This is a genomic window from Paracoccus sp. PAR01 (assembly GCF_014851995.1).
Taxonomy (GTDB): Bacteria; Pseudomonadota; Alphaproteobacteria; order Rhodobacterales; family Rhodobacteraceae; genus Paracoccus; species Paracoccus litorisediminis.
In genome coordinates this window covers 57,764-70,846 of record NZ_JACVAW010000007.1, presented here as the reverse complement: position 1 = coordinate 70,846, position 13,083 = coordinate 57,764, and the positions used below count along the sequence as shown (strand labels likewise).

The window sequence follows — 13,083 nt, the reverse complement described above, 5'->3', positions numbered from 1 at the left end:
CGGACGGTCGGGATCAGGTCGAAGCCACCGCGAACAGGTCGCGGGTGCTGCAGTAATTCTTGCCGCCCAGCCGCCCGATGGCGTCGATTTGCCTCGGGTCGATATGCAGTCGGTCGCCCACCGCTTCAGCGCGGATAAAGGCCGCGCTGATCCGCCCGATCAGGATTTCGCGGGCGGTGGAAATCGGAACGGTGCTGTGCAGATGGCATTCCAGCGCCACCGGTGCCGACAGGATACGCGGGCTGGCAACGGTCTGGCCGGGTTGATGTTCCAACCCCGCCAGCGACAATTCGTCGATCTCGGGACCGACGGGGCTGGCCGTGATCTCGACCGCCTCGGCCAGCGCCCTATCGGGGATATGGACGATGAATTCGCCGGTCTCGCGGATATTCGCCACCGTATCCTTCAGCCGCCCGTCCGGGTGGCGCGAGATCCCCAGCGCCACCACGGCCGGATCATGGTCCAGCACGCCGAAAAAGCTGAAGGGCGCGGCATTGGGCCGGCCTTCGGCGTTCAGCGTCGTCACCAGCGCGATCGGGCGTGGCAGGATCGCGCCGCTGAGGATCTTGTAGCGGTCGAGCGGGTCCAGCCCGGCGAAATCAAAGAAACGGTGGCTCATGGGCGGTTCCTTACGCGGCGGGGGGCGTGGCCAGCCCCAGATCGCGCAGCCGCTCGACAAAGGCGCCCAGCCGCGCCTTGCGATAGGCGGGAACGTCCATGCGGCTGTAATCAAGGAAGCCCGCTCCGGTCTTCAGCCCGATCCGGCCTTCGGCCATGTTGCGGCTGATGACCTCGGGCGCGGCATAGCGGCTGTCCTGCGTGGCGTCGGCCAGATAGCGGCTGGCATGGTGCAGGATGTCGCCCCCACCCCAATCGATGAACTCCAGCAGCCCCAGCACCGAGAACCGGAAGCCAAAGCCGTATTTCGCCGCCTTTTCGATATCCTCGACCGAGGCCACCCCTTCTTCGACCAGACGCGCGGCCTCGTTCATGGCGACGGTCTGCATGCGCGGCACGATGAAGCCGGGGGTTGCCGCGCAGGTGACCGGAACCTTGCCTACCGATTCCAGCAGCTCGGTCATCCGCCGCGTCGTCTCATCCGCCGTGTCGCGGCCGGGCGAGATCTCGACCAGCGGCACGATGAAGGCCGGGTTCAGCCAATGCGCGTTCAGGAAACGCGAGGGATTGCGCACCCCCGGCGACAGGTCGTCGACAAGGATGGTCGAGGTGGTCGAGGCGATGATCGCGTCGTCCCGACACAGGGCGGAAGCCTCGCGCAGCGCGTCCAGCTTGACGTCAAGGATTTCGGGGAAGCCCTCAAAGACCACATCCGCCCCGGTCAGCGCGGCGGCGGCCCCGGATTTCGGCAGGACCCGGATGCGGTCGGCGATGCGCTCGACTGCGCCTGCATCCGCGAACATGCCCAGATCATGCAGCATGGTCAGCGTCTGCCGGATCTCGGCCATGGCATCGCCGGCGACCTCAAGGAACTGCTCGGGTGAGCGTTCCTTGAAGTCGATCAGCGCGACCGGATGCCCGGCATAGGCAAAGACGATGGCGATGCCGCGCCCCATCCTGCCCGCGCCAAGCGCCGCGATGGTCTGTTTCGCCCCGCTCATGCGGCGAAGCCCGATTGCATGGTTTCGCGCAGTTCCTCGGGCGACATTCCGTCAAGCCCGACGGCGGCCAGGGGACGGCCGGTCTGCATGAAGTCTTCGTCGCAAATACTTGAACCAACGGCCAGAAGCCCCTCGGCCACCGGAACCGAGACTCCCGCCAGATGCGCGGCGGATACCAGCAGCGACAGGCCAAAGCGCACATCTTCCAGCATGTAGCGGTGCTGGGTCAGGACGATCTTTTCGCGCCAGTCGCCGGAATCGGTCAGGTCGGAATGGGCCTTGCGACCATACATCCATTCCTCGCCATCCTGGCTGTAATGGTCGGCCAGCGGGAAATGCGGCGCGCCGTATCCCAGCGCCTCGCGCACCTTCATCCGCTCGGCGTCCAGCGCATCGGTGACGCGGCGGATCGAGGGCTGGGTGCCTTCGTTATGAATGTCCCAGGCCGGGAAATGCTCCAGCGGGCCGGCATTCATGGTGATCAGCGGCGGGTGGATGATTGGACCGGCATTCATCAGCGCGCCCGACAGCGCATCGCCGCAGGCCTCAACCGCGCCGGGAAAGGCAAGGCCGATGACCTCAAGCGCGTGGTCCTGCAGCGTCAGCGGGAAAACCCCGGTCGGCAGGCGGGTGGTCCGGCCCGAGATGACCATCTCGTTGAAGCCGTGCTTGCGCACCAGCCAAGGCAGCGTGCCGGATTCGGCGAATGCCACGCCCTTGACCGTGCCCGCCGCCTGAGCGGCACGGGCGAAGACCAGCGAGCCCATGGTGCCCGGCGGCAGATGCACCACCTGACCCGGGCGCAGATGCGGCGCGACGCGCGCGGCGATATCAGCATGGGCGGGGGCGGGGACCGGGCAGAAGATCAGCGCCGCCCCCTCCATCGCCTCGGCCAGATCGGTGGTGACAAGGGCAAGTTGGGCCTCGTGACGGCCCTTGCCGTCGCGGATGACCAGCCGATTGCCCAAGTCGCGATGCTGGGCCACCTCGGCCTCACCGCGCCGCCACAAAGCGACCTCATGACCACCCAGGGCGAAGTCGGCGGCAGCCGCCATCGACCCGTTCCCGCCACCAAGAACAGCGATACGCATGATTTATCTCCCGGTTTTATTTATGTTTTCAAGCTTGAGGATAGCCGGTCAGCAGCCGCTTGCGCAGCGCGGACAGGCCCGCGCCAAGGCCAAGGCCAAGGGCCGAGATCAGGATGATCGGGACGAACATGTCGATGGTGCGGAAATTCCGCGCGGCATCGATCAGCACGTAGCCCAAGCCCTCGGTCGAGGACATCATCTCGGACAGAAAGACCACGATGCAGGAAATCACCAGCGCCACCCGCGCCCCGGTCAGGATCGAGGGCGCGGCGGCGGGCAGCATCACGAACAGCAGGCAATGCAACCGCGACGCCCCCGCCGAGCGCGCCGCCCAGATCAGCTTCTGATCCACGTTGCGCATACCCTGATATGTCGCCAGATAGATCGGAAAGGCAGCCTCGATGGCGACCAGCGCGATCTTGGAGCTGTGGCCGAAGCCAAGGATCAGGATCATCGCCGGATACAGCGCGATCTTGGGCAAGGGCGCAAGGATGCGGACAAAGGCATTGACCGCCGTCTGCGTCACCTCACTCGAGGCCGACAGGATCGCCAAAGCCGTCCCCGCGACCAGCGCGATCAGGAAGCCGGTGATCAGACGGAACAGCGTCGTCCCGATATGCGCCCAGAAATCCCCCTGCCCCAGCAGTTCGACCAACCGTTGCGCGACGGCGACGGGGGACGGCAGCAGCGCCTTGGGCGCCATGCCCGAGGCCGCCAGCCAGCCCCATAGCAGGATCAGTCCGGCAATGGGCAGCAGGCCCAGAAGTTTCGAATCCCGGCTCATCCGACGGCCACCTGTATCTGGTCCTGCTGATCGGACCAGCGCAGGAAACGACGCCTGATCGCTTCAAAGATCAGGTCCAGCGCATAGCCCATGGCAGCGATGATGATGATTGCGGCGAACATGCGGTCGTAAAGCGCCATGTCCATCGAATTGAACAGCAGGTTGCCGATGCCATTGCTGCGGGCGACGATCTCGCTGACGACCATGGTGATCAGCGCCAGGATCAGCCCGGTGCGCAGCCCGATAAAGATTTCCGGTAGCGCCGCGGGCAGCACGATCCTGAACAGCCGCTGCGCCCGGTTCATGCCCATGGCGGCAGCACTCCAGACAACGATCTGGCTGACCGAGCGCCCGCCCTGCCAGGAATGATAGATGATCGGCAGGCTGGAGCCGAGGAAGATCACGAGGATCTTCGACATGTCGCCGATGCCCAGCCAGATCATCAGGATCGGCATCAGCGCCGCCTTGGGGATCGGATAGATCATCATGATCAAGGGGTTCAGTAGGCGTTCGGCCAGCGGGCTGGTGCCCATCAGCAGGCCAAAGCTAATCCCGAAGGCAGCAGCCAGCAGATAACCCGCCGCCATCCGCTGCAGCGATTGCCCGATATCGTAAAGCGCATCCGCGTCCGAGATCAGCTCTGGCAGCGCAGCAAAGGCCGCCATCGGCCCCGGCAGACCCGACAGGCCAAATGACAGATGCGCCAGTTGCCACATCAGCAGCAGGACCAGACCTGCGCAGATCGAGGGAAGATGACGGCTCATGCGGCAGCCGCCTCAAAGGCGTCGATCATGCCCTCGATCTCGGTGATGTATTCCTGATAGCGGCGGTCGAACATCAGCTCGCTGCGCTGGCGCGGGCGCTCCAGTTCGATCGGGATGATGCGGGCGATGCGGCCCGGACCCGCCGCCATGACGATGACCCGGTCCGACAGATAGACCGCCTCTTCGACGCTATGGGTGACGAACAGGACGGTCTTGCGGTGCTCCTCCCAGATCCGCAGCAGGTCGCGTTGCAGATGGGTGCGGGTATGGGCGTCAAGCGCGCCGAAGGGCTCGTCCATCAGCAGGATTTCCGGGTTGTAGGCCAGCGTCCGCGCGATGGCGACGCGCTGCTTCATCCCTCCCGACAGTTCCTTGGGGTAGAAATTCGCGAAACGCTCCAGCCCGACCATGCGCAGAAGGACGCGGGCGCGCTCCTCGGCCTCGGGTTTGGACTTGTCCTGCAGACGCAAGCCATAGGCGATGTTCTGCAGGACCGTCTTCCACGCGAACAGCGCGAATTCCTGAAAGACCGGGCCGCGATCCGGCCCCGGTCCGGTCACCGGCCTGCCGTCGATCAGGATCTTGCCGTCGGATGCCGGGACAAAGCCGCCGATCATGTAAAGCAGCGTCGATTTCCCGCAACCCGAAGGCCCGATGATCGATACGAATTCGCCGCTTTGCAGCTCCACATTGATGTCGGACAGCGCAAGATGGTCCTTGCCCGCAGCCGTCTTGAAGCGTTTCGAGAGATGCTCGATCGCGATCATGGTCGTATTCCTGTCGGAAGGGATGTCAGGTCAGTTCAGCGGGGCCGCGATCTGCGCGTGATGGAAGCTTTCGGCATCCAGCTTGGCGGGGATCATCCCGGCGTCGTGATAAAGGTCCAGCATGGCCTGCAGCACCTTGAAATCGACCGCCGCGCCCGGCGCGCGTTCAAAGTCCTGTCCGTCCTTCATGTAGAAGCCGTCCAGCACCTCGGCAGGGGCCTTGGTGACTTCTGAAGCGACCTTCACCGACTCGGCCCGGTCGGCCAGCGCCATGTCCATGCCGCGCGTCAGGTCACGCACATAGTTCGCCGCCAGTTCGGGGTTTTCATCGACGAAGTCCTTCCGGCAGACCTCGAAAATCTGCAGGCTGTTCGGGGTCACGTCATTGATGGTGAACAGCTTGCGGATGCCGCCCTTGGCCTCGGCCTTGGCGGCGAAGGGCTGGTTCATCACCGCCGCATCGACACGGGCGGCGCGCAGCGCGTCCTCGGAACCGGGGAAGCCGGTCTCGACCAGCTTGATGTCCTTTTGCGGGTCCAGCCCCGCCGCCTTCAGATACAAATAAAGCTGCCCGTAAAGGCCCGAGCCCAGCACGTTGATGCCGACGGTCTTGCCCTTCAGATCGGCACCGGTCTTGACCTCGCTATCCTCGGCCACCGCCCAATAGGGCGAAAAGCTGTCCGGCGCCGTGCCCAGATGCGAGGCGACGACATAGGAGTTCAGTCCGCCCTGCAGATGGCCATTGGCCAGTGACAGCGCGCCTTGGGTCGAACAGTCCAGCGCACCGGCGATCATCGCCTGCACCATCGGAGCGGTCCCTTGGAACTGCACCCATTCGACATTGTAGGTCTTGCCAGGCGCCTCGAATTTCTCGGGACGCTTCATCATCCAGTATTTCGAATCTTCGCCCGGCATGGTCCAGCCGACGCGGATGGTCGGAATGTCCTCGGCCTGAGCGGGCATGGCATGGGCCAGCGAGGCCAGAGCCGCCGCCAGAATTGCGCCTTTGTGAAGTCGGGTGCTGCGAATGGTCATGATGTTCCCGTTGGCTATGTCGTGCATCGCTATTCTTGGAAAGGCAGCAGAAATCCGTCCCGCGCGGGTCAGTGGCGTGGTGCCGGATGTCCCCTTTCAGATTCGAGGCTAGCGACAAAATGTCGCCATTGTCACGTGAAAAATCACCTAACAAATCATGCAAATTTCGGCATGCCTGCTGCGCCCATTATTTGGGCGGGCCACCATCAAGGGTGGTCAGATTGCGATGTTGGGGAAAATCCGGCCCGGGATCAGGGCCTTGGGACGCAAATCGCATGCCGGGCAGAGGACTGCCCGGCAGCAAGGATCAGCGATCAGCTGCGGCGCGTCAGGCCCAGCAGCTGATACAGCACCAGCGCCGCCAGCGTCGACGTGCCGATTCCACCCAGCGCGAATCCGCCAAGGTTCACGGTGAAATCGCCGGCGCCAAAGATCAGCGCGACGCCCACGGTGAACAGGTTGCGCGGGTCCGAGAAGTCGACCTTGTTGTCGACCCAGATCCGCGCCATGGCCGAGGCGATCAGGCCAAAGACCGAGACCGCAAGCCCGGCCAGAACCGGCGCGGGAATCGTCTGCAGGATCGAGCCGAATTTCGGCGACAGCCCCAGCAGGATCGCGATGACCGCGGCCATGGGGAAGATCAGCGTCGAATAGACCTTGGTCATCGCCATGACGCCGATATTCTCGGCATAGGTGGTGACGCCAGTACCGCCGCCCGCACCCGCCAGAATCGTCGCCAGACCGTCGCCAAGGAAGCCGCGGCCGATATAGCGGTCCATGTTCTGCCCGGTGATCGAACCCAACGCCTTGATATGGCCCAGATTCTCGGCCACCAGCACGATGGCCACCGGGGCGATCAGCCCGATCGCGCCCCATTCAAAGCGCGGCGCGGTAAAGTTCGGCACGCCAAACCATTTCGCGGCAGCGACCGCGCTGAAATCGATCCCCGGCACAAGGCCCATCCCGTTGCCCAGGACCAGCACCAGCGCATAGCCGAACAGAAGCGCGATCAGCACCGCGATGCGTCGCGTCGCGCGCCCGCCATAGACCGACACCGCTGCCATGCAGCCGACCGTCGCCAGCGCGATGCCCAGATGGGTGAAGGTCCCGGCCAGTTGCTTGACCGCGACCGGGGCAAGGTTCAGGCCGATCGCCATCCCGATCGCGCCGGTCACCGCTGGGGGCATCAGCCTTTCGACCCAGCCCGACCCGATGGCCATGACCACCAGCCCGATCAGCGCATAGATCACCCCCGCGGCAATGATCCCGCCAAGGGCCACGGCGATGTTCGGGTTCGGACCGCCTCCGGCGAAGCCGGTCGCGGCCATGATCACCGCGATGAAGGCAAAGGACGAGCCCAGATAGCTGGGAACCCGCCCGCCGGTCACGACAAAAAACAACAGCGTCCCGATCCCCGAAAAGAAGATCGCGACATTCGGATCGAAGCCCATGATCAGGGGCGCAAGGATGGTCGAGCCCGACATCGCCAGCAAATGCTGCAGGCTCATCGGCAGGGCTGCGGCCAGTGGCAGTTTCTCGTCCGGCAGGACAGTGGCGCCCGTCGCGGGCCGCCATCGCGGAAAATAGCTCATCACGTCTCTCGATAAACTTTCATGGCCCGCTCATGCGCGCATGAGGGACGAAATACCAGCGCCGCAGCGGGTTTTCCGGTTGTGACGCCTCGGCAATCTTTCGCCGGTCGCGGCGCGTCATGCAACTGTCGGGCGCGTCCATGCGCTATTCTGGAAAGCGCAATCAGAGGACAACGGGCATGAAGCAGATTTTCACACGCGCGGCGCTTGTTGCGGCCATCGCCGTCATCGCCGCCGGGCCGGTGGCGGCCGATCCGGGTCACGGGAAAAAGAACAAGCACCACGACCGCGACCATTACAGCCGCTACAGCAATTGCCCGCCGGGACTGGCCAAGAAGAACCCGCCCTGCGTCCCGCCCGGACAGGCCAAGAAATACGACATCCGCTATGGGACCCGCGTCGGCGACCATCTGCGGATCGGCAATTACACCGTGATCCGCGACCCGCGCCGCTATGATCTGGAGCAGCGCCGGGGCTGGGATTACTACCGCGACAATGACAGCATCTACCGTGTCGATCGTGGCACCCGGCGCATTCTGGCGGTGATGGAACTGATCGACGCCTTTTCGAACTAACGCCGCAGCCGCATCGCGGCACGGTCGATGCGGCGGATGCCGTCGGCGATCATCTGGTCCGCGATGGTGCCGTAGCCCAGCCGAAAGAATGGGCATGGTTCGGGAGGCCGCTCAAAGAACACGTCTCCCGGTTCGATCAGCACGCTCTCGGTGCGCAGACGCTCGGCCAGCAGCCCGCTGTCGGCGCCTCCGGTGCTGACCCAGATGCTGGAGCCGCCCGCTTGCGGTGCGCCGGCGATCTGCAATGCGCTGTCGTTCAGCGCCGCCTCGATCAGCGCGCGGCGACGCTTCAACGCCTCGCGCAGGCGGACGATATGCGCATCGTAATGCCCCAGCGCCAGAAAATAGGCGGTGATGCGCTGCAAATGGCTGGGTGGGTGGCGCAGCATGATCGAGCGCAGCGCCCGCGCCTGCCGGATCAGCTCGGCCGGGGCGACCATGTAGCCGATGCGCAGCCCCGGAAACAGCGACTTCGAGAAGCTGCCAATGTAGATCACCCGCCCCGCGTCATCCAGCGACTTCAGCGCGGGCAATGGCGGGGCCAGATAGGACATCTCGAAATCGTAATCGTCCTCGATGATCAGGAAATCCTGCGCGGCAGCCCGGTCCAGCAATTCGCGCCGCCGCGCCAGCGGCATGGTGCCGCCGGTCGGGATGTGATGGCTGGGGGTGGCGATGACCAGCCGCGTCGCCTCGGGCAGATCCGCGGGATTCAGCCCGCCGTGATCGACGGGCAGAAAGGTGGTCGGGCTTTGCGCGCGGCGCAGGGTCTCGGCAAAATCCGGATAGCCGGGGTCTTCGGTCACGGCCAGGCGGTCGGCGCGGGCCAGCAGTTCCACCGCCAGAAACAGCGCGTTCTGCGCGCCCAGCGTCACTAGCACCTCATCGGGCCGCGCATGCACCCCGCGCCGCGCCAAGGTATTCGAACAGATATAATCGACCAGCAGCGGATCATCCGCGCCGTAGCGATCTGACGCCAGATCCGCGAAATCCCGCGTCCCCAGCGCCTGCCGCGCGCAGTCCCGCCAGGCATTGTGGTCGAACAGGCTGGGATCGGCCTGCCCATAGATGAAGGGATAACGGTATTCGCGCCAGTTCGTCGGCTTGCGGATCACCCGACGCGGCAGATGGTGATCACTTAACCAGTCCTGCCAGTCGGGGGGCTTGCCCTGACCCGGCTGCCGCACGCCCGAGACCCGCAAGCGCCGATGCGGCACGGTCGCCGCCACCGCAATCCCCGAACGCGGCAGCGTCGCAAGATACCCCTGCGCAACCAGATCCTGATAGACCAGCGTTACCGTCATCCGTGAAATGCCAAGCGCCGTGGCAAGGCGGCGGCTGGAGGGCAGCCGTGTCCCCGGTCGGGCGCGGATTTCAAGGATTGCCCGCACGATCGCCGCCGCCAACCGGCCCTGCAGCGTCGGTGCCTCGTCTTCGCGCAGCAGGATGATCTCGGCTGGAATGCGGCTGGACATCTGGACCTAAACTCGGACTCAACTGGACATATCCGGCAGCCCCCCGATCTGCAACATTCGAATTCGCGACGTGCCGCAAGATGCACGCGCCGATATGGCTCGCGAGCCTCGCGGGACCGTTACACAGGGAGTAATTGGAATGACAATGACCCTTGCCGGGCGGCGACTTGCTGCCCTGACGACCGCAGCCCTTCTGATGGCCGGGACCGCATCGGCGGAAACGGTGGTGGTCGGGTACCAGCAGATTGTCGGCCCCTTCGTCGCCGCCATCGCCGATGGCCGTCTGGACGAGGCCGCCAAGAAGGCTGGCGTGACCATCGACTGGCGCCAATTCAGCTCGGGCGGTGACATTTCGACGGCGCTCGCCTCGGGCAATGTGCCGCTCGGGGTGATCGGCTCGACCGGGACCGCGGCTTCGGCCACGCGCGGCGTCGACCTGCAGCTGTTCTGGATCCTCGACAATATCGGCAAGTCCGAGGCCTTGGTCGTCCGCAATGGTTCGGGCATCGAAAAGCCGCAGGATCTGGTTGGCAAGAAGGTCGGCGTTCCGTTCGTATCCACCTCGCATTTCCACCTGCTGGTGGGCATGGACAAGGTCTGGAACATCAAGCCCACCGATGTGCAGATCCTGAACATGAAGCCGCCGCAAATCGTCGCCGCTTGGCAGCGCGGCGATATCGACGCCGCCTATGTCTGGCCGCCGGCACTCAGCCAGCTACTGGCCGACGGCAAGATCATCTCGGACAGCGAGCAGATCGGCGCGGCCAGCGTGCCGACCTTTGACGGTCTGGTCGTCGACAAGGCCTTTGCCGAGAAGAACCCGGAATTCATGAACGAATTCACCAAGGCGCTGGCCCAGTCCTATGCCGATTACAATGCCAACAAAGCGGCATGGACCGCCGATTCCGAGCCGGTCAAGGGTATCGCCCGCATGATCGGCGGCGAGGGCAAGGACATCGTCGAGGCGCTGAACATGCTGTCCTTCCCGAATGCCGCCGAGCAGGCCTCGGATACCTGGCTGGGTGGCGGTGCGACCCGCGCGCTGACCGACAGCGCAGCCTTCCTGGTCGAGCAGAAACAGATCGACAAGGCCCTGCCCGATTACGCGCCCTATGTGAACGCCAGCTTCGCCGAAGCGGCGGCCAAGGCCGAACAGGCATCGAACTGATCGCCGGCGGCCGCGACATGCGCGCGGCCGCTCTTCCCTCCCTCCTGACGATGAGAACCCAGATGCAGACACTCGACGTATCCGATGTCAGCCTGATCTATCCCGGTCAGATCAAGGGCCGCGATATTGTCGCGCTCAAGGGTGTCGACCTGACCATCAACAAAGGCGATTTCGTTGTCGCCCTCGGCGCGTCTGGCTGCGGCAAGACCACGCTGCTGAACCTGCTGGCGGGCTTCATGGCCCCGACCTCGGGGCAGATCACGCTGGGCGGTCAGCCGGTCATGGGCCCCAGCGCCGAACGCGGCGTGGTCTTTCAGAAACACGCGCTGCTGCCCTGGCTGAACGTCATCGACAATGTCGAATTCGGCCTGAAACTGCGCGGCGTTGATGTGAAAACCCGGCGCGAACGCGCGGTCAACAACCTCGCGCTGGTCGGGCTGCAGGATTTCCACCAGCACATGATCTATCACCTGTCGGGCGGCATGCAGCAGCGCGTCGGCATCGCCCGCGCTTTGACCTGCGACCCGGCCATGCTGCTCATGGACGAACCCATGGCGGCGCTGGACGCGCTGACCCGCGAGACGGTGCAGGAACTGCTGCTGAAGATCTGGCAGGTCACCGACAAGATGTTCTTCTTCATCACCCATTCGGTCGAAGAAGCGCTGTTCCTTGGCTCGCGCCTGATCGTGATGTCGCCCCGACCCGGTCGCATCACCCACAGCTATGAGCTGGATTTCAACAAACGCTTCCTTGCAGAGGGGAATGCCCGTGCAATCAAATCAAGCCCCGATTTCATCCGCATGCGCGAACAGATCCTTGGCATCATCTATGGCGACGAGCGCGCCGGCCAGCAGGAACAGGAACGCCTCCATGCTTGAGCGCCTGTCGCGCGCCCGCCCCGCCCGCGCGGGGACCAGCTATGGCGCGCCCGGCGCAGGCAACAGCGCGCTGATCAGCCTGGCCACTGCGGCCGTCCTGATCGCGCTGTGGTTCCTGATCACCGGCATGGGCTGGATCAAGCCCTTGTTCCTGCCCTCGCCCGGCGCGGTCTGGAGCAAGTTCGTCCAGTCGATGACCGAGGGCCTGTCGAACTCGACCCTGTGGCAGCACATGCTGGCCAGCCTTGGCCGGGTTCTGGGCGCGTTCTTCCTGGCGCTGGCCGTCGCCGTGCCGCTGGGCGTGCTCATGGGCGTGAACCGCTGGGTGCGCGGCATCCTTGACCCGATCATCGAGTTCTATCGCCCGCTGCCGCCGCTGGCCTACCTGCCGCTGATCATCATCTGGCTGGGGATCGGTGAATTTCCTAAGGTCTTCCTGATCTTCCTTGCGATCTTTGCCCCCATGGCCATCGCCGCCCGCGCCGGGGTGCGTTCGGTCTCGACCGAACAGATCCACGCCGCCTATGCGATGGGCGCGACCAAGATGCAGGTGATCTTCCACGTGATCCTGAAAGCCGCCCTGCCCGAGATCTTTACCGGCATGCGCATCGGCATCGGTGTCGGCTGGACCACCCTTGTCGCGGCCGAGATGGTCGCAGCCTCGCGCGGTCTTGGCTTCATGGTGCTGAACTCGGCCGAATATCTTGCTTCGGACGCGGTCATCATGGGCATCATCGTCATCGGCGTGCTGGCCTTTGCCTTCGACCTGCTGATCCGCCGCATCGAAAAGGCGATGATCCCCTGGAAGGGCAAGATCTGACACCACGGCTCCGGCCCACGGGCCGGACCCCACCCAAAACCGTCCCGAACCACAGCCAGCCGAAGGGCATGCCCTTCGCCCTGACGGAGTATACCCGAAATGTCCGCCACCCTGACCGCAGCCAAGTTGACCGCCGATGACCTGAAGGCCACTTTCGACGCCTTCAACCGCCATGACATCGACGCCGTGATGGCCCATTTTGCCGATGACTGCGTGTTCTTCACCGTCGCCGGCGACCACGAATACGGCAACCGCATCGAGGGCAAGGCCGCCATCGCCAAGGCCTTCACCGGCGTCTGGACCGCGATGCCCGACGTGCAATGGGCCGATCACAGCCATTTCATGTCCGAGGACGGCAGCCGCGGCGTCTCGCAATGGACGTTCCGCGCCACCAATCCCGACGGCACCCGCATCGAAGTCCAGGGCGTCGACCTGTTTCGCATCCGGGACGGCCTGATCGTGGAAAAGCAGGCTGTCCGCAAGCAACGCCCGGCCATTCCGGCAAAGTGAGACCC

Annotated in this window: 15 protein-coding genes; 5 read left to right on the top strand and 10 right to left on the bottom strand. The window is 64.6% G+C overall.

Going from position 1 to position 13,083, the window contains the following annotated elements; genetic code table 11:
* Nucleotides 1–13: 13 nt before the first annotated feature.
* The 9 genes from IB235_RS12830 to IB235_RS25565 form a co-directional block, all read right to left on the bottom strand.
* Nucleotides 14–619: a flavin reductase family protein gene (locus IB235_RS12830; protein WP_192337069.1), complete on the bottom strand. Its 606-nt coding sequence runs from the start codon at nucleotides 617–619 to the stop codon at nucleotides 14–16.
* Between the two features lie 10 nt (nucleotides 620–629).
* Complete coding sequence (locus IB235_RS12825; RefSeq protein ID WP_192337068.1) at nucleotides 630–1,619, bottom strand: 3-hydroxybutyryl-CoA dehydrogenase; 990 nt, start codon at nucleotides 1,617–1,619, stop codon at nucleotides 630–632.
* Nucleotides 1,616–2,710, bottom strand: coding sequence for an NAD/NADP-dependent octopine/nopaline dehydrogenase family protein (locus IB235_RS12820; RefSeq protein WP_192337067.1), 1,095 nt, complete (start codon nucleotides 2,708–2,710; stop codon nucleotides 1,616–1,618). Before IB235_RS12820 ends, IB235_RS12825 begins: the two co-directional genes overlap by 4 nt.
* 28 nt (nucleotides 2,711–2,738) lie before the next feature.
* Nucleotides 2,739–3,494 (bottom strand): ABC transporter permease, encoded by a 756-nt coding sequence (locus tag IB235_RS12815; protein WP_192337066.1) that lies wholly within the window; start codon nucleotides 3,492–3,494, stop codon nucleotides 2,739–2,741.
* Entirely contained in the window at nucleotides 3,491–4,258 is a 768-nt protein-coding gene (locus tag IB235_RS12810) for an ABC transporter permease (protein ID WP_155040271.1), read from the bottom strand. The genes IB235_RS12815 and IB235_RS12810 overlap by 4 nt, the downstream gene beginning before the upstream one ends.
* A complete protein-coding gene (locus IB235_RS12805; RefSeq protein ID WP_192337065.1) occupies nucleotides 4,255–5,025 on the bottom strand; it encodes an ABC transporter ATP-binding protein in 771 nt (256 codons plus the stop codon). The genes IB235_RS12810 and IB235_RS12805 overlap by 4 nt, the downstream gene beginning before the upstream one ends.
* Nucleotides 5,026–5,055: 30 nt before the next feature.
* On the bottom strand, nucleotides 5,056–6,060 hold the full coding sequence (locus tag IB235_RS12800; protein ID WP_192337064.1) for an ABC transporter substrate-binding protein: 1,005 nt from the start codon (nucleotides 6,058–6,060) through the stop codon (nucleotides 5,056–5,058).
* A gap of 314 nt (nucleotides 6,061–6,374) precedes the next feature.
* Nucleotides 6,375–7,652, bottom strand: a complete 1,278-nt coding sequence (locus tag IB235_RS12795) for a solute carrier family 23 protein (protein WP_155040268.1) — start codon at nucleotides 7,650–7,652, stop codon at nucleotides 6,375–6,377.
* A gap of 19 nt (nucleotides 7,653–7,671) precedes the next feature.
* A complete protein-coding gene (locus IB235_RS25565) occupies nucleotides 7,672–7,794 on the bottom strand; it encodes a hypothetical protein (RefSeq protein ID WP_255524339.1) in 123 nt (40 codons plus the stop codon).
* 37 nt (nucleotides 7,795–7,831) lie between these two features.
* On the opposite strand from IB235_RS25565, the gene IB235_RS12790 reads away from it, so the two are divergent.
* The gene (locus IB235_RS12790) at nucleotides 7,832–8,227 is read left to right on the top strand and encodes a hypothetical protein (protein ID WP_192337063.1); all 396 of its coding nucleotides are present in this window, start codon (nucleotides 7,832–7,834) and stop codon (nucleotides 8,225–8,227) included.
* On the opposite strand, the gene IB235_RS12785 is transcribed toward IB235_RS12790, so the two are convergent.
* On the bottom strand, nucleotides 8,224–9,702 hold the full coding sequence (locus tag IB235_RS12785; RefSeq protein ID WP_192337062.1) for a PLP-dependent aminotransferase family protein: 1,479 nt from the start codon (nucleotides 9,700–9,702) through the stop codon (nucleotides 8,224–8,226). The genes IB235_RS12790 and IB235_RS12785 overlap by 4 nt on opposite strands.
* A gap of 139 nt (nucleotides 9,703–9,841) precedes the next feature.
* Here IB235_RS12785 and tauA point away from each other — a divergent pair, with 139 nt between their 5' ends.
* The 4 genes from tauA to IB235_RS12765 all read left to right on the top strand — a co-directional run bounded on the left by tauA (nucleotide 9,842) and on the right by IB235_RS12765 (nucleotide 13,078).
* The gene (gene tauA / locus IB235_RS12780) at nucleotides 9,842–10,870 is read left to right on the top strand and encodes a taurine ABC transporter substrate-binding protein (protein WP_192337061.1); all 1,029 of its coding nucleotides are present in this window, start codon (nucleotides 9,842–9,844) and stop codon (nucleotides 10,868–10,870) included.
* Nucleotides 10,871–10,932: 62 nt separating this feature from the next.
* Complete coding sequence (locus tag IB235_RS12775) at nucleotides 10,933–11,748, top strand: taurine ABC transporter ATP-binding protein (RefSeq protein ID WP_155040264.1); 816 nt, start codon at nucleotides 10,933–10,935, stop codon at nucleotides 11,746–11,748.
* A complete protein-coding gene (locus tag IB235_RS12770; RefSeq protein WP_155040263.1) occupies nucleotides 11,741–12,568 on the top strand; it encodes an ABC transporter permease subunit in 828 nt (275 codons plus the stop codon). Before IB235_RS12775 ends, IB235_RS12770 begins: the two co-directional genes overlap by 8 nt.
* Before the next feature lie 99 nt (nucleotides 12,569–12,667).
* Nucleotides 12,668–13,078, top strand: coding sequence for a nuclear transport factor 2 family protein (locus IB235_RS12765; protein WP_192337060.1), 411 nt, complete (start codon nucleotides 12,668–12,670; stop codon nucleotides 13,076–13,078).
* Nucleotides 13,079–13,083 lie beyond the last annotated feature (5 nt).